The organism is Paenibacillus sp. B2(2019), from assembly GCF_008370385.1.
In the GTDB taxonomy this organism is placed as follows: domain Bacteria; phylum Bacillota; class Bacilli; order Paenibacillales; family Paenibacillaceae; genus Paenibacillus_AQ.
In genome coordinates, this window is the sequence record NZ_VTZR01000036.1 from 1 (window position 1) to 19,159 (window position 19,159).

The following is a 19,159-nucleotide window of genomic DNA, read 5'->3' on the forward strand; positions in this document are numbered from 1 at the left end:
AAAAAAAAAATCCCCGCCATATGGCGGGTCTTCGTACTCTGCTATAAAAGCAGATTATCTTTTAAGGTTGTAGAAGGATTTCAGGCCGTTGTATTGAGCCAATTCACCCAACTCGTCTTCGATGCGAAGCAATTGGTTGTATTTAGCAACACGGTCTGTACGGGAAGGAGCACCTGTTTTGATTTGACCAGCGTTAGTCGCAACAGCGATGTCAGCGATTGTGCTATCTTCGGATTCACCGGAACGGTGAGAGATAACTGCTGTGTAACCAGCACGTTTAGCCATTTCGATAGCATCGAAAGTTTCAGTCAATGTACCAATTTGGTTAACTTTAACCAAGATGGAGTTACCGATACCTTTTTCGATACCTGTTGCAAGACGCTCAGTGTTTGTAACGAACAAGTCGTCACCAACCAATTGAACTTTGTCTCCCAATTTTTCAGTAAGCAATTTCCAACCATCCCAGTCGTCTTCGGACATACCGTCTTCGATTGTGATGATAGGATATTTTTCAACCCATGAAGCAAGAAGGTCAACATACTCAGCGGAAGTGTAAGATTTACCTTCGCCAGCAAGGGTGTATTTACCGTCTTTGTAGAACTCAGTGGAAGCAACGTCCATACCCAAGAATACGTCAACACCTGGTTTGTAACCAGCTTTTTCAATAGCTTCGATGATTGTAGTGATTGCTTCTTCATTCGAACCAAGGTTTGGTGCGAAACCACCTTCGTCACCAACAGCTGTGTTCAGGCCTTTGGATTGAAGTACGGATTTCAAGTTGTGGAAGATTTCAGCACCTGTACGAAGAGCTTCTTTAAAGCTTGGAGCTCCTACAGGAAGAACCATGAACTCTTGAACGTCGATGTTGTTGTCCGCATGCTCACCACCATTGATGATGTTCATCATTGGTACTGGAAGAGTTTTAGCGTTGAATCCGCCCAGGTATACGTACAAAGGAATATCCAATGCTGCTGCAGCTGCGCGAGCTACGGCCATGGATACAGCTAGGATTGCGTTAGCGCCCAATTTACCTTTGTTATGAGTTCCGTCCAAAGTGATCATCAATTTGTCGATGCCCACTTGGTCAAGAGCGTCCATACCGATAACTTCTGGAGCGATGATTTCATTTACGTTCTCAACAGCTTTCAGAACGCCTTTACCCATGTAACGGGATTTGTCACCATCACGAAGCTCTACAGCTTCATGAGCACCAGTGGAAGCGCCGGAAGGAACGATAGCGCGGCCTTTAGCACCGGATTCAAGATAAACGTCAACCTCTACAGTAGGGTTACCACGGGAGTCAAGGACTTCGCGAGCATATACATCAGAAATAATAGTCATTTTAGTTAATCTCCTTTAAACAATGTTTTGGTTTTGATTGTTGAAGCTTAATCTTAGGTATTGTTTCCTTATTTGCGACTAGCGATCATGGATTGACCAGTCATTTCCGCAGGTTGCGGAATTCCCATCAGATCCAGAATGGTTGGTGCTACATCAGCAAGGATACCGCGATCGCGCAATACAACATTTTCATCCGTAAGGATGAACGGAACCGGGTTAGTAGTATGAGCTGTGAACGGACGACCGTTCTCATCAAATACCATGTCTGCATTACCGTGATCGGCGATAATGATCGCAACGCCACCCTTGGCAACTACTGCGTCCACTACTTTACCTACACACTCATCAGTTACCTCTACAGCCTTGATTGTTGGCTCCAACATACCGGAGTGTCCAACCATATCAGGGTTTGCAAAGTTAAGGATAATAGCATCCTGTCTTTCCGCTTCGATTTCTGCTACGCAGGCTGCAGCCACTTCGTAAGCACTCATCTCAGGTTGAAGATCATAGGTTGCCACTTTAGGAGAGTTGATCAAGATACGAGTTTCTCCTGGAAGTTCCTCATCACGTCCACCACTGAAGAAGAACGTTACGTGCGGATACTTCTCAGTTTCCGCGATGCGCAGTTGCTTCTTGTTGTGTTGCACAAGTACTTCACCCAATGTGTTATCCAGGTTCTTCGGTGAATAGGCTACATAACCTTGTACCGTTTCACTGAAAGTAGTCAGGCATACGAAGTGCAAGTCTTGCGGGAACAAAGGACCCCGGTCGAAACCGCGGAAATCTTGATTCGTGAACACTTGTGACAACTGAATAGCACGGTCAGGGCGGAAGTTGAGAAACACGACGGAATCGCCGCTCTCTACTGCCGTTACCGGCTTGCCTTCACTGTCTACAATCACGCTAGGTTCAACGAATTCGTCGAATACGGAATTTGAATAAGATGCAGTGATAGCTTGCAGAGCATCTGTGTATTTCGGTCCTTCGCCATAAACCATAGCACGATAGGCTTTTTCTACACGATCCCAACGTTTGTCACGGTCCATTGCGTAATAACGCCCGGATACCGTTGCAATTGTACCTACTCCAACTTCTTCAATCTTAGCAACCAGATCTTGAACAAACTTCTTACCACTATCTGGAGGTACGTCCCGGCCATCCATGAAAGCATGGATATACACTTCGTGCATATCTTCTTTCTTAGCCAGGTCAAGCATAGCAAACAGGTGATTAATATGGCTATGTACCCCTCCGTCGGATACAAGCGCGTAAAGATGAAGCTTTTTACCTGTGTTCTTAGCATTTCTAACTGCGGCTACCAGTGTTTCATTATCGAAGAATTCGCCCTCACGGATCGATTTATCGATACGAGTCAAATCCTGGTATACAATCCGTCCTGCACCAATATTTAAGTGCCCTACTTCAGAGTTGCCCATTTGGCCTTCTGGAAGACCAACAGCTTCACCACAAGCAGTAAGGGTAGTATTAGGATATTGTTTCAAGTAACGGTCATAGTTAGGTTTGTTAGCTTGAGCAACGGCGTTACCTTCAGATGTTCCACGCAAACCGAAACCATCCATGATGATCAAAGCTACAGGTCTTGGAGCTGACATCTTACTTCGCCCCCTCAACCAATTGAACGAAGGAAGCAGGCTGCAAGCTGGCACCGCCAACAAGCGCACCATCGATGTCGCTTTGGCCCATGTACTCAGTTACATTCTCAGGCTTCACGCTGCCGCCGTATTGAATACGAACAGCTTCAGCTGTTGCAACATCATACAAATCTTTTACAAGACTGCGGATGTAAGCAATAACTTCGTTAGCATCTTGGGAAGTGGAAGATTTACCTGTGCCAATAGCCCAGATAGGTTCGTATGCAATGACAACTTTTGCTGCTTGCTCGGCACTAAGTCCTTGGAATGCAGCTTCAGTTTGTACTTTACATACTACTTTAGTTTGATCAGCTTCACGCTCTTCGAGCTTTTCGCCAACACATACGATTGGAGTGATACCGTGACGGAATGCAGCATGCATTTTCTTATTCACGATTTCATCTGTTTCGCCAAAATAAGCACGACGCTCTGAGTGACCAATGATTACATAGTCTACGCCAAGATCGCTAAGCATTACACCACTGATTTCTCCTGTGTAAGCACCGTTATCTTCAAAGTGCAGGTTCTGTGCGCCAATCTTGATGTCTGTACCTTTTGCAGCTGCTACAAGTGCAGGCAGGTTAGTAAATGGGGCGCAGATTACAGTCTCAACGCCTTCTACTTCTGCTTTGCCTTTGATGTCAGCAATAAAGCTTTCTGCTTCAGGAACTGTTTTAAACATCTTCCAGTTACCCGCAATAATTGGTGTTCTCATGAATTAAATTGCCTCCTTCTATACGTCTTACTTGTCGTTCAGTGCTTCTACGCCAGGAAGCGCCTTGCCTTCCATGAACTCAAGGGATGCACCGCCACCAGTGGAGATGTGATCCATTTGGTCAGCCAGGTGGAATTTTTCTGCTGCTGCTGCGGAATCTCCGCCGCCAATAACAGTGTAACCTTCAGTTGTTGCACAAGCTTTTGCTACTGCAAGTGTACCTTCAGCGAATTTATCGATTTCGAATACGCCCATAGGTCCATTCCAGACAACCAGCTTGGAGTTCTTGATAATATCGGCATAAAGTTCACGAGTCTTAGGTCCGATATCAAGTCCTTCCCAACCTTCTGGGATTTCATTGTAATTAACGATCTTAGTGTTAGCATCAGCACCGAATTTATCAGCAACAACAACATCAACAGGAAGCATGAAGTTTTTGCCAAGTGCTTTAGCTTTTTCGATGAATCCAAGAGCAACGTCAAGTTTGTCGTTGTCTACAAGTGACTTACCGATTTCAAAGCCTTGTGCTTTAGTGAATGTATAAGACAATCCACCGCCGATCAGGACGTTATCAGCCAAAGACAACAAGTTATCAATAACATCAATCTTGTCTTTAACTTTCGAACCACCGATGATCGCAGTGAAAGGACGTTCTGGGTTAGTAAGAGCTTTACCAAGAACGGTCAATTCTTTCTCCATCAAAAGACCGGATACAGCTGGTAGGAAATGAGCGATACCTTCTGTCGATGCATGTGCACGGTGAGCCGCACCAAACGCATCATTGACGAACAAATCAGCCAGTTCAGCGAATTGTTTAGCCAATTCAGGATCGTTCTTTTCTTCGCCTGGATAGAAACGAACATTCTCAAGTACAAGTACGTCGCCTTCGCCTAGCTCAGCAATTTTTGCTTTGACAGCTTCGCCAACAGCTTCGTCAGCTTTAGCTACTGGTTTGCCGAGAAGCTCGGACAGACGTTCAGCAGCAGTAGTCAAACGCATGGAATCTACGAATTGACCTTTAGGACGACCCATGTGACTCGCAAGAATGATCTTTGCACCGTTCTCAATCAAATATTTAATGGTTGGAAGGGTTTCGCGAATACGAGTATCATCAGTAATCTTACCGTCTTCTACAGGTACGTTGAAATCCACGCGTACAAATACGCGTTTACCCTTTACTTCTACATCACGGACGCTCTTTTTGTTCATGATTAATTCCTCCACACCCAAAGTTGTTTCTAGCAGGAAACAAGAAATACATTTAGAAAGAGCGGAAACAAGGAACTTCTGTTTCCGCTCTATAGATGTTACTTATATCAAGTCAATTACTTAGCGATTTTAGCGAATTTCTCCAAAGTACGAACCAATTGTGCAGTGTAGGACATTTCATTGTCATACCAAGCAACAGTCTTAACGAGTTGTTTGTCGCCAACAGTCAATACTTTAGTTTGTGTAGCATCGAACAGGGATCCGAAAGTCATACCTTTGATATCGGAAGATACGATTTCATCTTCAGTGTAACCATAAGTGTCTGGATCGGAAGCTGCTTTCATTGCTGCGTTGATTTCTTCAACAGTAACGCTCTTATCAAGAACAGTTACAAGCTCAGTCAGGGAACCAGTTGCAACTGGAACACGTTGAGCCGCACCATCCAATTTACCTTTAAGTTCTGGAATAACAAGACCGATTGCTTTAGCAGCACCAGTAGTGTTAGGAATGATGTTTTCAGCTGCTGCACGAGCGCGTCTGAAGTCACCTTTAGCGTGTGGAGCATCCAAAGTGTTTTGGTCACCAGTGTAAGCGTGAATTGTAGTCATCAAGCCTTCAACGATACCGAACTTGTCGTTCAATACTTTTGCCATTGGAGCTAGGCAGTTCGTTGTGCAAGATGCGCCGGAAATAACAGTCTCAGTACCATCAAGAATGTCATCGTTAACGTTGTAAACGACAGTTTTCATGTCGCCAGTAGCTGGAGCGGAGATAACTACTTTCTTAGCTCCACCTTTCAAGTGTTTTTCAGCTGCTTCTTTAGTTGTGAAGAAACCTGTGCACTCAAGTACGATATCAACGCCTAGGTCGCCCCATGGCAATTCTTCAGGGTTGCGGTTAGCAAGAACCTTAACTTCTTTGCCATTGACTTTGAAGAAGCCATCATGCACTTCAACATCACCTTGGAATTTACCTTGAGTTGTATCATATTTAAGCAAATGAGCAAGCATCTTAGCGTCAGTCAAGTCGTTGATTGCTACCACTTCGATACCTTCTACATTTTGAATACGGCGGAAAGCAAGGCGTCCAATACGTCCAAATCCGTTAATTCCAACTTTTACACTCATTGAATAGTTCCTCCTAGAATTCGTTTTATTTATTCAAAACAGACCGTGAAGCCTGTCATGACAACAATGTTAAGTATGATGCAAGATATATGTTCTAGTGAGTTACGAGGATATCTGTAACTGATTATCAATTTCCTTGCCGATTTCCACAGCAGCAGCCTCGTCGGTGACGAGTATATTCTCCTGCCCGAAACGCAGCATGGCATGAATGGCTTTGGCCTTTGGTTTGCCTCCAGCAATACCGATGACTGTCTCCGTCCGAACAATATCTTCTAGACGTAGTCCCATCGTAAGCATCGTATGGACAACCTGACCATCTTCGTTAAAGTAATACCCAAAGGATTCAGCCACGGCTCCCTCACCCTGGATTTCTGAGACAGTTGCCTCATCCAGCTTGCGGCGGCGAGTCATTTCAATGGCATCCCCAATCCCATGTACAATAATACGCGAACTGCGGATGATTTGTACAATCTCTCCAATATTAGAGTCAAGTGCTAGTGACTGGTAGGCATCCCCACTAAGTAAATCAGGTACATGCAGCAACCGGTAATTCGCTCCTACCCGTTTTGCCATTGTTGAGGCAATCGTATTGGCTTGAATCTCCATACTCTCTCCTAATCCACCACGCGCCGGAACAAACCAAGCGTTCTTATAGGAAAGGGATAACGGCGGTGTCAGTTGATCAGCCATGTCGGCAAGCGTTGATCCACCTGTGACAGCAACTATATCATCTGTACGAAGTACACTGAGCAGCGCTTTTGCACCCGCTCGGCCAAGCTCACGTTTGGTGAACGGCGATGACTCACAATCACCCGGCACCACAATAACTTTATCCAGACCGTACGTTGCCCGAATTTTCTCTTCCAGCTCATCCAGACCAAACAGGCTCTTAACGACCGGCTCTAGCAAATCAAGCAGTCTACGTCCAGCAGCGCTAATGCGCATGCCAACGCTCTCGATCTCAATGAGCCCTTGCGATTTCAGAAGATCCGTCTCGGCACGCAGTACCCGCTCAGTCATATCAAGCGAAGCGGCAAGCGTTCTGCGCCCAATTATATCGGACAGCATGATCTGATGAAGAATCGTGTACCGTCTCTTAAGGGTTTCCATGAGATCAGGCAGAAGCTGCTTTTGGATATCTAATAAATTACGCATACTTTCACTCCTGCAACTTCGTCTTCCTCTATTCCCTTGTTCATGGTCTCAAAATGTCCCGGGTAAACTTTTTAAGTCCCACTCATATTCTAACCAAATATTGCTCGAAGTGCAAGTCTTCCGAGAGTAGAATTCTCAAGCGCTTGTCTTCTTATACATTTATAAGATTGGGAAAGAGGTTCAGCTCCAAAAAACCTGTCATTAACAATCCAGATTCTTTCGCTGATTGAAACACAATGTACGCTTGTCCACCTTGAAGACTAGGGATAGAGCCTGTGTACAGTATTATTAATTCATTGCAATTGCACAGAAATTGTATTATAATCATTTTTGTTGCGCCCGTGGTCCAATGGATATGACGTAGGCCTCCGAAGCCTGAGATCCAAGTTCGATTCTTGGCGGGCGCGCCATTAATTTCACTTTTGTACATAATTTAGTAGTGCCTATACTACTACTTAACCAAAGAGCCGCGTGTCGGCTCTTTTTTTTGAATATAAGTTTGACTTTCTTTGACTTTTTGTTTGAATTTGTTTATCATGTGGGTAATACGGCAAGAGTAAAAATGAATACATTTGAAGAACCAATATCAAGGAGGTTTTCCACGTGAGTTATATTCCTATGGTAGTAGAACAGAGCAACCGCGGTGAGCGCGCTTATGACATCTATTCCCGCCTGCTGAAGGACCGCATCATTTTCCTTGGAACGGAGGTTAATGACGTGGTAGCCAATTCTATCATCGCACAAATGCTGTTCTTGGCTGCCGAAGATCCGGAGAAGGACATTCACCTTTATGTGAATAGCCCAGGCGGTTCCATTACTGCAGGTATGGCTATTTTTGATACAATGCAGTACATTAAACCGGACGTTTCCACCATCTGTGTGGGTATGGCAGCTTCTATGGGAGCTTTCCTACTTAACGCTGGCGCTAAAGGCAAACGCTTCGCACTGCCTAACAGTGAGATCATGATTCACCAACCTCTGGGTGGTGCTCAAGGTCAAGCAACGGATATCGAAATCCGTGCCCGCCGTATCCTCAAATTGCGTGATAAGTTGAATCGTATTCTTGCAGAACGTACGGGTCAACCGCTAGAACGTATTGAGAAGGATACAGATCGTGATTACTTCATGACTGCTGCAGATGCGGCAACTTACGGTATCGTTGATAAAGTCATCGAGAAAACATTGCCTAGCGGTGTGTAAGCTATAAAACAACACAAAGAGGCTGTGCCCTATCCACTTGATGGTTAGCGCACAGCCTCTTTACTTTTCAGACCACCACTTCATACGAATCTCAGTTAAATCAAACCGCCATATCCAAGCGCATCGAGTTTCTCAGCAATCACACGGTAGCCTCGGCCATTCGGATGTAAGTGGTCAATCGATAATAGCCCTCTCTCATTTCCTGCAAACTCACTATAGATAGAAGCAAACCCACATACTCGGCTACTGTACTGTGAGGCATAGCGGTTAAACTGCCGCACCCACTCTGTAGCACCCACTACCTGAGGATAAGGATTATACAGTCCCACAATCCGAATGATAAAAGGTCTACGCGTTCCCGTCTTCAATTGGAAGAGGATACTCATAATTGCAGCAAAATTTTGTTTGCATTCTTGCAATGATCTTCGCAGCTCTTTAGATAAATTTTCAGGTTGTCTAGCTGCAGCCTTCGCAGCATGGATTAAATCGTTGCCACCGATGGATAGAGTGATGATGTCGGCTGCTCGAATGGCTTCGCGAGTCATTGCACATCCCCGTAGCCGCTGTTCCAGTTCAGAAGTAGTCAATCCATTCACGCCCAAATTCGTAGAGGCTACATTAGAACGCAGTCTCCCTTCCGCCATTCTACGGTACACCGGTACAAAACCGTTCCCTGGCAGAGCGCCAAATCCAGTCGTCAAGGAATCGCCAATTGCAGTGTATTGATAGCTCATAGCTCTCCCCCGTTCATAAACTAGTTACTCCATTTAGCATATGAATTCGAGGTGATTCTGGTAAGGGGGAGATGTCCAGTGGTGACACTAGCGGTTACGACTTCTCTATTTATTTTACAGCAGCAAATGGGCTACCGCCTTCCGGCAACAGTTCTTTGAAAGTAAAGGGATATTCCGGGAACCCCGCAGCATAAGCTGTGTATTCATACAATTGGAAGAACAGAACGACCTGATCATCCTTCAGATAAAAATACTTTTCCGTATTCAATCCGTTGAATCCTCCCAAATAACTTTCCTCCGCTTTTACTAGCTTGTTCAACTTAGCATTCAACTCTTTTTTGTAGTTTGGGTTAGCTCCGAACAGGTCGCCCAACAACAGACGTTTGCCATCCTTGAGCGAAAAGGTAAAAGCCTCCCGATTGGTCATACCATGAGCGCCGCCCGTATCGCTATACTGTGACATCACTAAGCTGATCACACCATCCTGATTGTAGGTCACCACATAATCTATATCATAGGTATACTTAGGCTCTGACCCGGATCGATTCGAGATATCCTTCTCTGCGCCTGCAGCGAATTTCATGGCACTTTCTTTCAAAATATCATTCATGGCCTGCTGTGCATTGGAATTGCTTAATCCACTAAACTTCGGATAATCAAGCTGGATCAAAGCCTCTTTTCGATCCTTAGCATAGGTCTCCGTGGTTACTATCAACGCATTCTGTGATCTTTTCACCACATTCAACCTACTAGAGCCCCGACTCCAATCCACTTTATAGCCCAAATAATCATTTAACAGACCTGATGGAATATAGAGCCGGTTGTTTATTAGCTTTCCTTCATACTCTCGAATGTAATAATTGTTCACCCAAATTGAAGTACCATAGCTAGATAACAGCAACTTGGCCTTAGTCGTTCCCTTTCCGATCGTGTATGCATTTTCTTTTTTATCATAAGTTAGAGGTAATTGCAGCACATCACGCATAAAGGTAATCGGAATCCAGACCTTCCCTTCCTGCAAAATACCTGTCTGCTGAGAAATTACCCCGTTCGCCTTTAAAACTATACTTGCAGCAATAGCCTTGCTCTTCGTCTGATCAGACGCTGCATAACCCTTATCACTAGGCAGCAATCCTCCACCAAGCAATAATCCCGCCGACATCAAACCTATGCCCCATTTGCGTACTGTTTCTTTTGAAATATTCATCATCTTGTTTTCCCACTCCTTTCCAGTTTATTAAACCTAATCTTGGAGAATTTACACAAAAAAAGAGGCGCCCCCCCACTATTACTAGTGGAAGATCACCTCTCCTCTCTGCAATCATCTTGTTCTGCTACTATTTCAATTCATACATTACGCTCAGTTGTGTTGTAACTTTAACTACTCCCGGTTGAACGGATGTGCTTGCACCAGCATCTGCTGCAGCCATTTCCATTTTTAGATTTTGTTCAAAATAAACCGGAGTGACATTGCCATCATTTTGACTGACCGTGATTACTTGACCCAAGCTACGTTTAGCTGCCTTAGCAATAGCACCTGCTTTAACATCTGCGTTCGCCATCGCCTTTTCAATCACCTGAGCTTCAAAGGCAGAAGTATCTTCCACGGAAAAACGTGCATTTCCGATATTATTTGCCCCCGCCGCAGATGCAGCGTCTAGCAATTCACCAACCTTGGTCAGATCTCTATAGGACACTAACAGTGTATGATTCGCGTTGTATCCTTTCACTTGCTGTCCTTCTTTTTCGCTATAACTGTAGTTGGGTTGCACATAGAATTGGGTACTTTGAATATCCTTATCTGCGATTTTCCAAGTCCCCTTCAGTAGTGTAGTGATCTTTTGGATTTTAGCAGCATTTGTTTTTTGCGCTTCTTGCGCAGTTGTAGCCGTAGTATCCACACCGATGGACAAGTATACAATATCCGGCTTGATGGACAATTCACCTTTACCTACTACACTAACGACATTTTTCTGCACTTCATCTGCGTAAGCCTTTGCAGGGCCTTGGAAGACACCACTCATGCTAATCCCTCCAATTAACAAACTCCCTACAATCAACACTGAACCAATCTTCTTTACCAAACCTTTCATATTGCCAGCCCCTTTCATCCTTTGTGATTTGTTATTATCCTCTAGACGAGTCTTTTTGGTAAATGTTGCACAACTAAATCTATTTTTTGGTATAAAAAAAAGCCCCCAGGGGCTTTTTAGTCATGCGATAGAAAGTCATTTCAAAAGATTATTGGTTCTCAAGCTCTTCTTTGCTAACGAGACTCGTCAAAGCGTTTACAGCTTGATCCGCGTCTGCACCATCCGCGCTGATATAGATCTCCGTGCCGGAACTGATCGCTAGGCTCATAATACCCATAATACTTTTGGCGTTTACTTTTTTATCGTCTTTTTCCACGAAAATCTCCGACGAAAACTTGTTAGCTTCTTGCACAAACAATGCTGCCGGTCGAGCGTGTAGCCCTGTCTTCAACCGAACAACTACCGGGTGCTTTGTCATGAAACGCTTACCCCCTAATTGAGTTCTCCCCAAAAATTTCACATTAATTTTATATTATTATATCATTATAACGTAAACCACACTAGAAAAAAAGTGACTAGCCGCCTCGAACCTTGTCCGCCAGTTCATCAATCTTACGAAGACGATGATTTACTCCGGACTTACTAACCGTACCTTTCAGCATTTCACCAACCTCTTTAAGGTTGATATCTGGATGTGCCATTCGAATTTCTGCAACTTCCCGCAGTTTATCCGGTAGGCTCTCCAGCCCCACTTCTCGCTGCAGCAGTTTGATATTCTCAATCTGCCGCACCGCGGCACTTATCGTTTTATTGAGATTCGCGGTCTCGCAGTTCACGATCCGATTCACGGAATTACGCATATCACGCATAATTCTTACATCCTCAAATTTGAACAACGCTTGATGCGCCCCGATCAGACTTAAGAATTCGATAATCTTCTCGCCTTCTTTAATGTATAGAATGAACCCTTTTTTACGTTCAATGCAGCGTGCGTTTAGGTGAAATTCACCAGCCAGATCGACCAGCGCCTTACAATGCTCCTCATACATCGAGGAAATCTCCAAATGGTAAGAGGAACCCTCCGGATTATTAACGGATCCGCCCGCCAAAAAGGCACCCCGCAAATAAGCACGCTTACAGCAGTTATTCCCAACAATCTCTTTATCAATACCGTCGGTAAAAATAAATCCTTCGGACACAATTCTGAGATCATTTAAGATTTCCTGTACGCGACTAGGGATTCTAACGATATAAACGTTATTTTTCTTCAAACGCATTTTTTTACGCACGAGTAGCTCAATATGGACCTGGTAATATTTCTTAAGTAAAGAATATACCCGCCTTGCAATCGCGGCGTTCTCCGTCGAAATGTCGAGAATCACCTTTTTGCTTGAAAGCTGCACAGATCCATTCATACGGATAAGCGCTGACATTTCCGCCTTCTCACAACAGGGCTCACTCTCCACCATCGTCAGCTCTTTTTTGGTAAGGGCCGCAAAAGACAAGGGTCTCACCTCTTTCTGAAAATAAGTACGTCATTCATATATACAAGCATAAACGCCTTCGGCGTCCTTTTGAGGACGGTAAGCGTTTAAGCGAGAAATATAAGAAAGTATAGGTGTAAAACTTATACTTTCTTATATTTTAAGTTATACCCTAGGGTTTCTGTTTATCCAATCTTGCACAAGCTGATAGATATGATGACTAAGCTTATCGGTATCATGCCTTAAATAAGTTCGGAATAACACTAGCTTATCCGCTATAACTTTATATGCACTGCCTTCTAGTACATCCTTATCGAGCTGTACCGGACGCGCACCCTTCTCAGCGTACTTCGACTGCACCTGCTCAGGAATTTCACCGTCATTCACAATAATATAATCAAATAAATGAATCCCAATATGATCATAAACAGCTTGTAGATGGTCATTTACAGTATAATTATCCGTTTCACCAGGCTGAGTCATTACATTGCAGACAAAAATTTTGATTGCATCAGAAGATACAACTGCTTCTGCTAGCTTCGGAACAAGTAGGTTCGGAAGAATGCTCGTATATAGACTCCCTGGACCCAAAAGAATTGCATCAGCATTTCGAATCGCTTCAAGTGCTTCAGGCAACGGTTCCACATCAGCAGGCTCCAAAGAAACCCGTTTAATGATCCCGCCTGCTTCTGGTATCTTAGATTCACCCGTGATAATCGTGCCGTCCGACATTTCTGCACGCAATACTACGGCATCCCCCGCAGCGGGTAATACCCGTCCGCGAACAGCAAATAATCGGCTAAGCTCACGAACAGCTGTGACAAAATCGCCAGATATATCTGTAAGCGCGGCAAGAATTAAATTGCCAAGACTATGACCCGCCAAGCCTTCGCCCGTGTTGAAACGATATCTCATAATATCCGCCATGAGCGGCTCTACATCAGCCATAGCTGTTAATACGTTGCGGATGTCCCCAGGAGGCGGCATTTGCAGTTCACTGCGCAAAATGCCCGAGCTTCCTCCATCATCTGCTACGGTAACTATAGCTGTAATATCTAGCGGCTTTTCTTTTAAGCCGCGAAGCATGACAGATAGCCCCGTGCCACCGCCCATAACGACGATACGTGGACGCTGTCTTTGTTCTTCAGCCACTATGGACCCCTTCTCTCATTAGTGCCGATCACGCTCGGAATCCCGATGACTAACGGCTACGGATTCCGTTTCGCTGACGCCCAGCATTTTGCCCAAATATTCAGAAATGGCTACTGAACGGTGTTTCCCGCCTGTACAGCCAATGCCGATAATAATCTGGGATTTACCTTCCCTACGATATTGCGGAATTAAGAAATGAAGCATATCGAGCAGTTTGGTCAGGAACACCTGTGTTTCAGGCCACTTCATTACATAGTCATAGACATCGCTGTCCTGACCTGTTTTTGGCCGCAGGTGATCCACATAATGTGGGTTAGGCAAAAAGCGAACATCGAAGACGAGGTCTGCATCAATAGGAATACCATACTTAAATCCGAACGATGTAATGTTGACGGAGAGTGTACTTTTTCCTAAATGCGAGAACCGAGAAACGATCTTCTCCTTGAGCTGCACTGGTTTCATACTGCTAGTATCCAGACATAATGTAGCTGAATTCTTTAATTCCTCAAGCATTTTACGTTCCAGCTTGATACCATCAAGCGGAAGTCCCTTAGGCGCTAGAGGATGATGACGCCGGCTTTCCTTGTAACGCTGCACAAGCACCGAATCCGTAGCATCCAAGAACAAGATTTCACAGCCAATGGTTGACTCATCTTTGATATAGGCTAGAGATTCGGACAAAGCAGTGAAGAATTCCCTACCGCGCAGGTCAATCACAAGCGCTACCTTGGCGATCTTACCCTTCGACTGCTCAATCAGTTCTGCAAACTTAGGGATCAGCACCGGCGGCAAATTATCGACACAGAAGAACCCTAGGTCTTCCAGACTCTGCACAGCAATTGTCTTACCCGCACCTGACATTCCGGTAATAATGATCAGGGTGGCTCCAGCCGTTGGAGTATTGTCCAATTCGGTCATTAAAGCGTCCCCTCCCTAAATTAGTATATGAATACTCCCTATCTTTTAAGAACGAAGCAGAAGACCTGCTGCACCCACAATACCTGCATCATTACCAAGCTCTGCAGGAATAATCGAAACACCAGTCTGAAGCGGAGCCGGTGCGAGCTTAGCAAACACACGACGAACTTCATCAAATAGAATATCTCCAGCCTTAGACACACCACCACCAATGATGAAGACCTCAGGGTTAAGCACGGCTGCAACAGAAGCCATAGATTTACCCAGGTAGTATGCTGCACGGTTTACTATGCGAATCGCTACTTCATCGCCAGCCTTAGCCGCATCAAAGACTTCCTTCGCAGCAATCTTCTCTACCATTGAGAGGGAAGTACGATCACCACGAGCTACTGCATCGTTAGCCATACGAATAATTCCTGTAGCGGAGGAAACGGTTTCCAGACATCCCATATTACCGCAACCACATTGAATGGCTTCCAAATCCGGCACTACAGTGATATGGCCAAGCTCACCTGCTAGACCTGCAAAACCCTGATAAATCTTTCCGTTAATAATGATTCCGCCACCAACACCTGTTCCTAGCGTATAGCAGACACAATTTTCAATCCCGCGTCCTGCACCACTCCAGGCTTCACCCAGTGCAGCCACGTTCGCATCATTGTCTATTTTGACAGGCTTGTTCCAGCGATCTTCCAAAATGGAGCGAATCGGCACATCTTTAAATCCTATGTTGGGCGCAAGGATAATGATTCCTTCACGAATATTTGTGAACCCTGCTACGCCCGCGCCTACACCTGCAAGCTGATCCCAAGAGTACGGGGAATCCTCCACAATTTGGCGTACATACTTCTCGATATTATCGATAACAGTATCGACACCTTCTGCAGTTCCTGTGGGTCCCTCATAAGTATGCAGTAGCGTTCCCTCAGCATTGCAGATTCCAACCTTAATTGCAGTTCCACCCAAATCCACGCCAACGTAGATATTCTCAGACATGTAACAAGCCACCTTTTTTTATACTAAAATAGTTAATCCTAAGTACCAACTATAATAGAAGCCCCCTCTGTGGTCAAGGAAAGACAACACACCCGGGAATTCCTTATTTTAATACTATACTCTATTATATTCTAAAAAGACCCCCTTACGACTAAGTAAGAGAGTCTTCTGACTATATTATTATCTGGAAAATAACCTAAAACACCCATTTATTCTGACAAAATACGCTTTTGCCCCTCCAGTGCACGGATAGGTGCGATATTCTGTGTAAACTCCAGCGTACCCATATACCGACCAGTCTCGTCGCGGACAGCGAAATAACGGATATAGATAAATTTATCCTTGATGTTGATCCAGAAGTCCTCAGCATCCTTACGACCTGCCTTAAAATCTTCCAGAAGCTTCTCCACCACATGAACACTTTGAGGCGGATGACAGTTCTGGACCGTGCGGCCGATAACTGCCTTAGTTCGGGCAAAGATACGTTCCTTCCCGTGTGAAAAATATCGAACGACATCATTCTCATCAATGAATGTCAGATCTACTGGCAGGTGATTGAGTACTGTTTCGAGCTGATGCAGTGACAATAGCCCTGTCTCAAAACGGATAAACCCTTCTTGCGGAGCGGCTCCCACTGCTTCACCCTGCAATGCTGCACCTTCCGGCTCTGCGGCACGTTCAGGTATCCACTCCTGTTCCGGCGCCGTTAGGCAGAATCCGATCTCATCGCTCTCCCGAGCGATTTTGACCCATTCGTCTTCCGTCAATTTATCCAGCGACATAGGCAATAAAATATTTTCTTCCTTAAAAATCATTTCATTAACTTCCTTGATGATCTCCGTAAGTTGAACACCAATATCTGCTGCATTTCCGCTGTAGCTGCTGAGCGCTGCTTTTGCCTCTTTAATCATACGACGGATATGATCATCCACGCCCCACATTACCTTGGTTGGTCCATAAATGCCGTATTTTTCAAGGTAAGGGAACAACAGATTTTCTTTTCGACTGTAGTGTTTATCTAGATCCAGCAGTAAGCTAAGATCCTCCAGCAGCTTAAAGATCAGCTCCTCGCTGTCATTCTTCTGGAATTTGGTAGCATGCAAATCTAACCGGAAGTTCACAAGTCTTTCAATCTCACGGTTTTCTAGCTTGAAGGTGTGGACTGGGTGGCCGGGTTGTTCTTCAGGCTTCGAGGAGCGGTGAATTTGCTCAATAGAGCCTTTGAATATTGCTGTATGCACCGAACAAAGCCGCTGTACCTCGGATACCGGAATTCCCTCTTCAGTCATTAACGAATGCTCCATTGCAGAGATTTCCGCAACAGTAACATCACCTACAGCTTCCTCGAAGCGTGCCTTAACCTCTTCAACGCTTTTGCCTGCATGCAGTTCTTTAATAATCTCCTTGAGCATGGCTTGGCGACGAGTTTGCTCCGGTACATCAACCTCGCGGTTATTTATCAGTTCACTCATTATTGATCTCTCCTTAATGAAATTTTGATGATAGATTCCTTTATTTCATAATCTCGAAGCCATGTCGTTCAAATGCTAACTTCACGGTGTTGAGATCCATTTTCTTCAGCTTGATTCCTTTGGATAAGGTCATGAAACGGCCAGCGGTCTGCAGCATACCTTGCTTAGCAATGTCCTTAAAGCCCAGCTCTACCATAATCTCAACGACCTCTGGATGCCGGGATACCATCTCGAAGATAGACTCATCCATTCGCAGCATTTTTTCCATTGGACTTTTCTCCTTTATATGAGAACTATTCTCAACAACAGATTAGCACAGGCCGTACAAGGCAATAGTGATTGCAATCACTAAATCAGAAGAAAGCAATGACCGTTCTTTTAAAGATGGATTATGTATAATGTGAAATTAAAAAAACTGCCCCTACGCTAAATAGCATAAGGGACAGTCTAATTCGTAATAAATTATTTATTATAGCGTTACTCCTGTTTTGAATATGGATATCTCGCGGAAGTTATTCTTCTCGTTATTTACCCATTCCCCACTAGCCACGCTGATAATGTAGTTAATGAAGTCACGCAGAACCTCATCTGGAGAACCATCTTCAACCAACACACCCGCATTAAAATCGATCCAGTGACGTTTGCCTTCATACAATGGGGTATTGGTAGACACCTTCATTGTTGGCACGAATGTACCAAAAGGTGTCCCCCGTCCGGTCGTAAAGATCACCAATTGGCAGCCAGCAGCAGCCAGAGCCGACGAAGCCACTAGGTCATTGCCCGGCGCGTTAAGAAGATTTAAGCCTTTGTTAGTGATAAGCTCTCCGTACTTGAGTACATCCATTACCGTAGAATTACCGGATTTTTGAGTGCAACCCAGCGATTTATCCTCAAGCGTAGTAATCCCTCCGGCTTTATTGCCTGGTGAAGGATTTTCATATACCGGCTGTTTATAGTCCATAAAATACTGCTTAAAGTCATTAATGAGATCGACAATTTTGTGGAAAATAGTTTCGTCCGCAGCACGTTCCATTAGAATTTTTTCGGCACCAAACATTTCAGGCACTTCAGTCAGTACAGTGGTCCCGCCTTGAGCAGCCATATAATCAGACAGACGTCCAAGAAGCGGATTCGCTGTAATCCCGGACAGGCCATCCGAGCCTCCACACTTCAGACCAATCTTCAGCTCAGAGAGTGAGACTTCTTCCCGATGATCGCCCTGTACGTTATTGTAGAGTTCCTTCAGCAGCTTTACGCCTTCTTCAATCTCGTTTCCAACCTCTTGGGAGACAAGAAAACGCACTCGATCCTCATCGTAACTACCCAGCATGTCTTTAAAAATATGCAAATTGTTATTCTCACAACCTAGTCCGAGCACAAGTACGGCGCCCGCATTTGGATGCTTAACCGCGTTAGCAAGTATTGTACGAGTATTGTCATGATCATCACCCAGCTGGGAGCAACCATAGTTATGCTTCAGTACGAGCACGTTATCGAACGGAGCGATATCACCAACCTCTGCCTTAAAAATATTGATGATCTGCTCCGCCACTCCATTCACACAACCAACCGTAGGGACGATCCACAGCTCATTACGAATGCCTACGGATCCGTCAAAGCGACGATACCCCTTAAAGGTCAAATTCTCTACTTTAAAAGGATTGGGGGTCAGCTTCTGCTCAAAAGTATATTCCTCAACCCCTGTTAGGTTTGTCTTCGTATTATGGGTATGCACCCACTGGCCCGGCACGATAGGCGCTTTAGCATGACCGATGGGATAACCATACTTCAATACATTCTCGCCTTCGCTAATGCTGGTTAGTGCAATTTTATGACCTCTAGCAATATCTTCCGTAATTTTAATCTCTTTTGAACCAATCACAATGGTGTCGCCTGCTTGATAGTCTTTAAGTGCAACTGCCACGTTATCAGCCTCGTTGATCTGCAGTACCTCTTTCATAGTCTTAATCA

General features: G+C 44.7%; 18 protein-coding genes and 1 tRNA gene. 2 read left to right on the forward strand and 17 right to left on the reverse strand.

Features of this window, described 5'->3' with window-relative positions; genetic code table 11:
* Nucleotides 1-54: 54 nt before the first annotated feature.
* From eno to PAENI_RS31300, 6 genes are all read right to left on the reverse strand, one after another.
* A complete protein-coding gene (eno, locus tag PAENI_RS31275; RefSeq protein ID WP_042123330.1) occupies nt 55-1,341 on the reverse strand; it encodes a phosphopyruvate hydratase in 1,287 nt (428 codons plus the stop codon).
* 68 nt (nt 1,342-1,409) lie between these two features.
* Nucleotides 1,410-2,954 carry a 2,3-bisphosphoglycerate-independent phosphoglycerate mutase gene (gene gpmI / locus PAENI_RS31280; protein ID WP_042123328.1) on the reverse strand — a complete coding sequence of 515 codons (1,545 nt, stop codon included), beginning with the start codon at nt 2,952-2,954 and terminating at the stop codon, nt 1,410-1,412.
* Between the two features lies 1 nt (nt 2,955).
* Nucleotides 2,956-3,708: a triose-phosphate isomerase gene (gene tpiA, locus PAENI_RS31285; RefSeq protein WP_149647944.1), complete on the reverse strand. Its 753-nt coding sequence runs from the start codon at nt 3,706-3,708 to the stop codon at nt 2,956-2,958.
* 27 nt (nt 3,709-3,735) lie between these two features.
* A complete protein-coding gene (locus tag PAENI_RS31290) occupies nt 3,736-4,917 on the reverse strand; it encodes a phosphoglycerate kinase (RefSeq protein WP_042184036.1) in 1,182 nt (393 codons plus the stop codon).
* A 116-nt stretch (nt 4,918-5,033) separates the two neighbouring features.
* Nucleotides 5,034-6,044 (reverse strand): type I glyceraldehyde-3-phosphate dehydrogenase, encoded by a 1,011-nt coding sequence (gene gap / locus PAENI_RS31295; protein WP_036687120.1) that lies wholly within the window; start codon nt 6,042-6,044, stop codon nt 5,034-5,036.
* A 102-nt stretch (nt 6,045-6,146) separates the two neighbouring features.
* Entirely contained in the window at nt 6,147-7,199 is a 1,053-nt protein-coding gene (locus tag PAENI_RS31300) for a sugar-binding transcriptional regulator (RefSeq protein ID WP_042123320.1), read from the reverse strand.
* A 335-nt stretch (nt 7,200-7,534) separates the two neighbouring features.
* Here PAENI_RS31300 and PAENI_RS31305 point away from each other — a divergent pair.
* A tRNA-Arg gene (locus tag PAENI_RS31305) sits at nt 7,535-7,609 on the forward strand.
* A 193-nt stretch (nt 7,610-7,802) separates the two neighbouring features.
* Entirely contained in the window at nt 7,803-8,399 is a 597-nt protein-coding gene (gene clpP, locus PAENI_RS31310; RefSeq protein WP_060626469.1) for an ATP-dependent Clp endopeptidase proteolytic subunit ClpP, read from the forward strand.
* Nucleotides 8,400-8,494: 95 nt separating this feature from the next.
* Here the strand turns inward: clpP and PAENI_RS31315 are convergent, their stop codons facing one another.
* The 11 genes from PAENI_RS31315 to PAENI_RS31365 all read right to left on the reverse strand — a co-directional run bounded on the left by PAENI_RS31315 (nt 8,495) and on the right by PAENI_RS31365 (nt 19,148).
* On the reverse strand, nt 8,495-9,133 hold the full coding sequence (locus PAENI_RS31315; protein ID WP_149647945.1) for a GDSL-type esterase/lipase family protein: 639 nt from the start codon (nt 9,131-9,133) through the stop codon (nt 8,495-8,497).
* A 109-nt stretch (nt 9,134-9,242) separates the two neighbouring features.
* Nucleotides 9,243-10,343: a PdaC/SigV domain-containing protein gene (locus PAENI_RS31320; RefSeq protein WP_149647946.1), complete on the reverse strand. Its 1,101-nt coding sequence runs from the start codon at nt 10,341-10,343 to the stop codon at nt 9,243-9,245.
* Between the two features lie 127 nt (nt 10,344-10,470).
* Entirely contained in the window at nt 10,471-11,226 is a 756-nt protein-coding gene (locus PAENI_RS31325) for an SIMPL domain-containing protein (RefSeq protein ID WP_042184030.1), read from the reverse strand.
* Nucleotides 11,227-11,374: 148 nt separating this feature from the next.
* Nucleotides 11,375-11,644 carry an HPr family phosphocarrier protein gene (locus PAENI_RS31330; RefSeq protein ID WP_036687106.1) on the reverse strand — a complete coding sequence of 90 codons (270 nt, stop codon included), beginning with the start codon at nt 11,642-11,644 and terminating at the stop codon, nt 11,375-11,377.
* Between the two features lie 97 nt (nt 11,645-11,741).
* Nucleotides 11,742-12,671, reverse strand: coding sequence for a DNA-binding protein WhiA (whiA, locus tag PAENI_RS31335; protein ID WP_042123310.1), 930 nt, complete (start codon nt 12,669-12,671; stop codon nt 11,742-11,744).
* A gap of 144 nt (nt 12,672-12,815) precedes the next feature.
* Nucleotides 12,816-13,763 (reverse strand): gluconeogenesis factor YvcK family protein, encoded by a 948-nt coding sequence (locus PAENI_RS31340; RefSeq protein ID WP_179085868.1) that lies wholly within the window; start codon nt 13,761-13,763, stop codon nt 12,816-12,818.
* A gap of 57 nt (nt 13,764-13,820) precedes the next feature.
* Nucleotides 13,821-14,720, reverse strand: a complete 900-nt coding sequence (gene rapZ / locus PAENI_RS31345; RefSeq protein ID WP_042123306.1) for an RNase adapter RapZ — start codon at nt 14,718-14,720, stop codon at nt 13,821-13,823.
* 45 nt (nt 14,721-14,765) lie between these two features.
* The gene (locus PAENI_RS31350; protein ID WP_042184026.1) at nt 14,766-15,716 is read right to left on the reverse strand and encodes an ROK family glucokinase; all 951 of its coding nucleotides are present in this window, start codon (nt 15,714-15,716) and stop codon (nt 14,766-14,768) included.
* Between the two features lie 209 nt (nt 15,717-15,925).
* Nucleotides 15,926-17,188: a DUF438 domain-containing protein gene (locus tag PAENI_RS31355; protein ID WP_076286818.1), complete on the reverse strand. Its 1,263-nt coding sequence runs from the start codon at nt 17,186-17,188 to the stop codon at nt 15,926-15,928.
* Nucleotides 17,189-17,228: 40 nt separating this feature from the next.
* Complete coding sequence (locus tag PAENI_RS31360; protein ID WP_149647947.1) at nt 17,229-17,456, reverse strand: DUF1858 domain-containing protein; 228 nt, start codon at nt 17,454-17,456, stop codon at nt 17,229-17,231.
* A 201-nt stretch (nt 17,457-17,657) separates the two neighbouring features.
* The gene (locus PAENI_RS31365) at nt 17,658-19,148 is read right to left on the reverse strand and encodes a UxaA family hydrolase (protein ID WP_149647960.1); all 1,491 of its coding nucleotides are present in this window, start codon (nt 19,146-19,148) and stop codon (nt 17,658-17,660) included.
* Nucleotides 19,149-19,159: the final 11 nt, after the last annotated feature.

What these genes read in the sequence shown, in the direction of transcription:
- PAENI_RS31360 (WP_149647947.1), bottom strand. Translation starts at nt 17,456, where the DNA reads ATGGAAAAAATGCTGCGAATGGATGAGTCTATCTTCGAGATGGTATCC.
- PAENI_RS31315 (WP_149647945.1), bottom strand. Translation starts at nt 9,133, where the DNA reads ATGAGCTATCAATACACTGCAATTGGCGATTCCTTGACGACTGGATTT.
- gpmI (WP_042123328.1), bottom strand. Translation starts at nt 2,954, where the DNA reads ATGTCAGCTCCAAGACCTGTAGCTTTGATCATCATGGATGGTTTCGGT.
- PAENI_RS31320 (WP_149647946.1), bottom strand. Translation starts at nt 10,343, where the DNA reads ATGATGAATATTTCAAAAGAAACAGTACGCAAATGGGGCATAGGTTTG.
- tpiA (WP_149647944.1), bottom strand. Translation starts at nt 3,708, where the DNA reads ATGAGAACACCAATTATTGCGGGTAACTGGAAGATGTTTAAAACAGTT.
- PAENI_RS31365 (WP_149647960.1), bottom strand. Translation starts at nt 19,148, where the DNA reads ATGAAAGAGGTACTGCAGATCAACGAGGCTGATAACGTGGCAGTTGCA.
- PAENI_RS31325 (WP_042184030.1), bottom strand. Translation starts at nt 11,226, where the DNA reads ATGAAAGGTTTGGTAAAGAAGATTGGTTCAGTGTTGATTGTAGGGAGT.
- PAENI_RS31300 (WP_042123320.1), bottom strand. Translation starts at nt 7,199, where the DNA reads ATGCGTAATTTATTAGATATCCAAAAGCAGCTTCTGCCTGATCTCATG.
- eno (WP_042123330.1), bottom strand. Translation starts at nt 1,341, where the DNA reads ATGACTATTATTTCTGATGTATATGCTCGCGAAGTCCTTGACTCCCGT.
- gap (WP_036687120.1), bottom strand. Translation starts at nt 6,044, where the DNA reads ATGAGTGTAAAAGTTGGAATTAACGGATTTGGACGTATTGGACGCCTT.
- PAENI_RS31340 (WP_179085868.1), bottom strand. Translation starts at nt 13,763, where the DNA reads ATGGGCGGTGGCACGGGGCTATCTGTCATGCTTCGCGGCTTAAAAGAA.
- PAENI_RS31290 (WP_042184036.1), bottom strand. Translation starts at nt 4,917, where the DNA reads ATGAACAAAAAGAGCGTCCGTGATGTAGAAGTAAAGGGTAAACGCGTA.
- PAENI_RS31330 (WP_036687106.1), bottom strand. Translation starts at nt 11,644, where the DNA reads ATGACAAAGCACCCGGTAGTTGTTCGGTTGAAGACAGGGCTACACGCT.
- PAENI_RS31350 (WP_042184026.1), bottom strand. Translation starts at nt 15,716, where the DNA reads ATGTCTGAGAATATCTACGTTGGCGTGGATTTGGGTGGAACTGCAATT.
- rapZ (WP_042123306.1), bottom strand. Translation starts at nt 14,720, where the DNA reads ATGACCGAATTGGACAATACTCCAACGGCTGGAGCCACCCTGATCATT.
- PAENI_RS31355 (WP_076286818.1), bottom strand. Translation starts at nt 17,188, where the DNA reads ATGAGTGAACTGATAAATAACCGCGAGGTTGATGTACCGGAGCAAACT.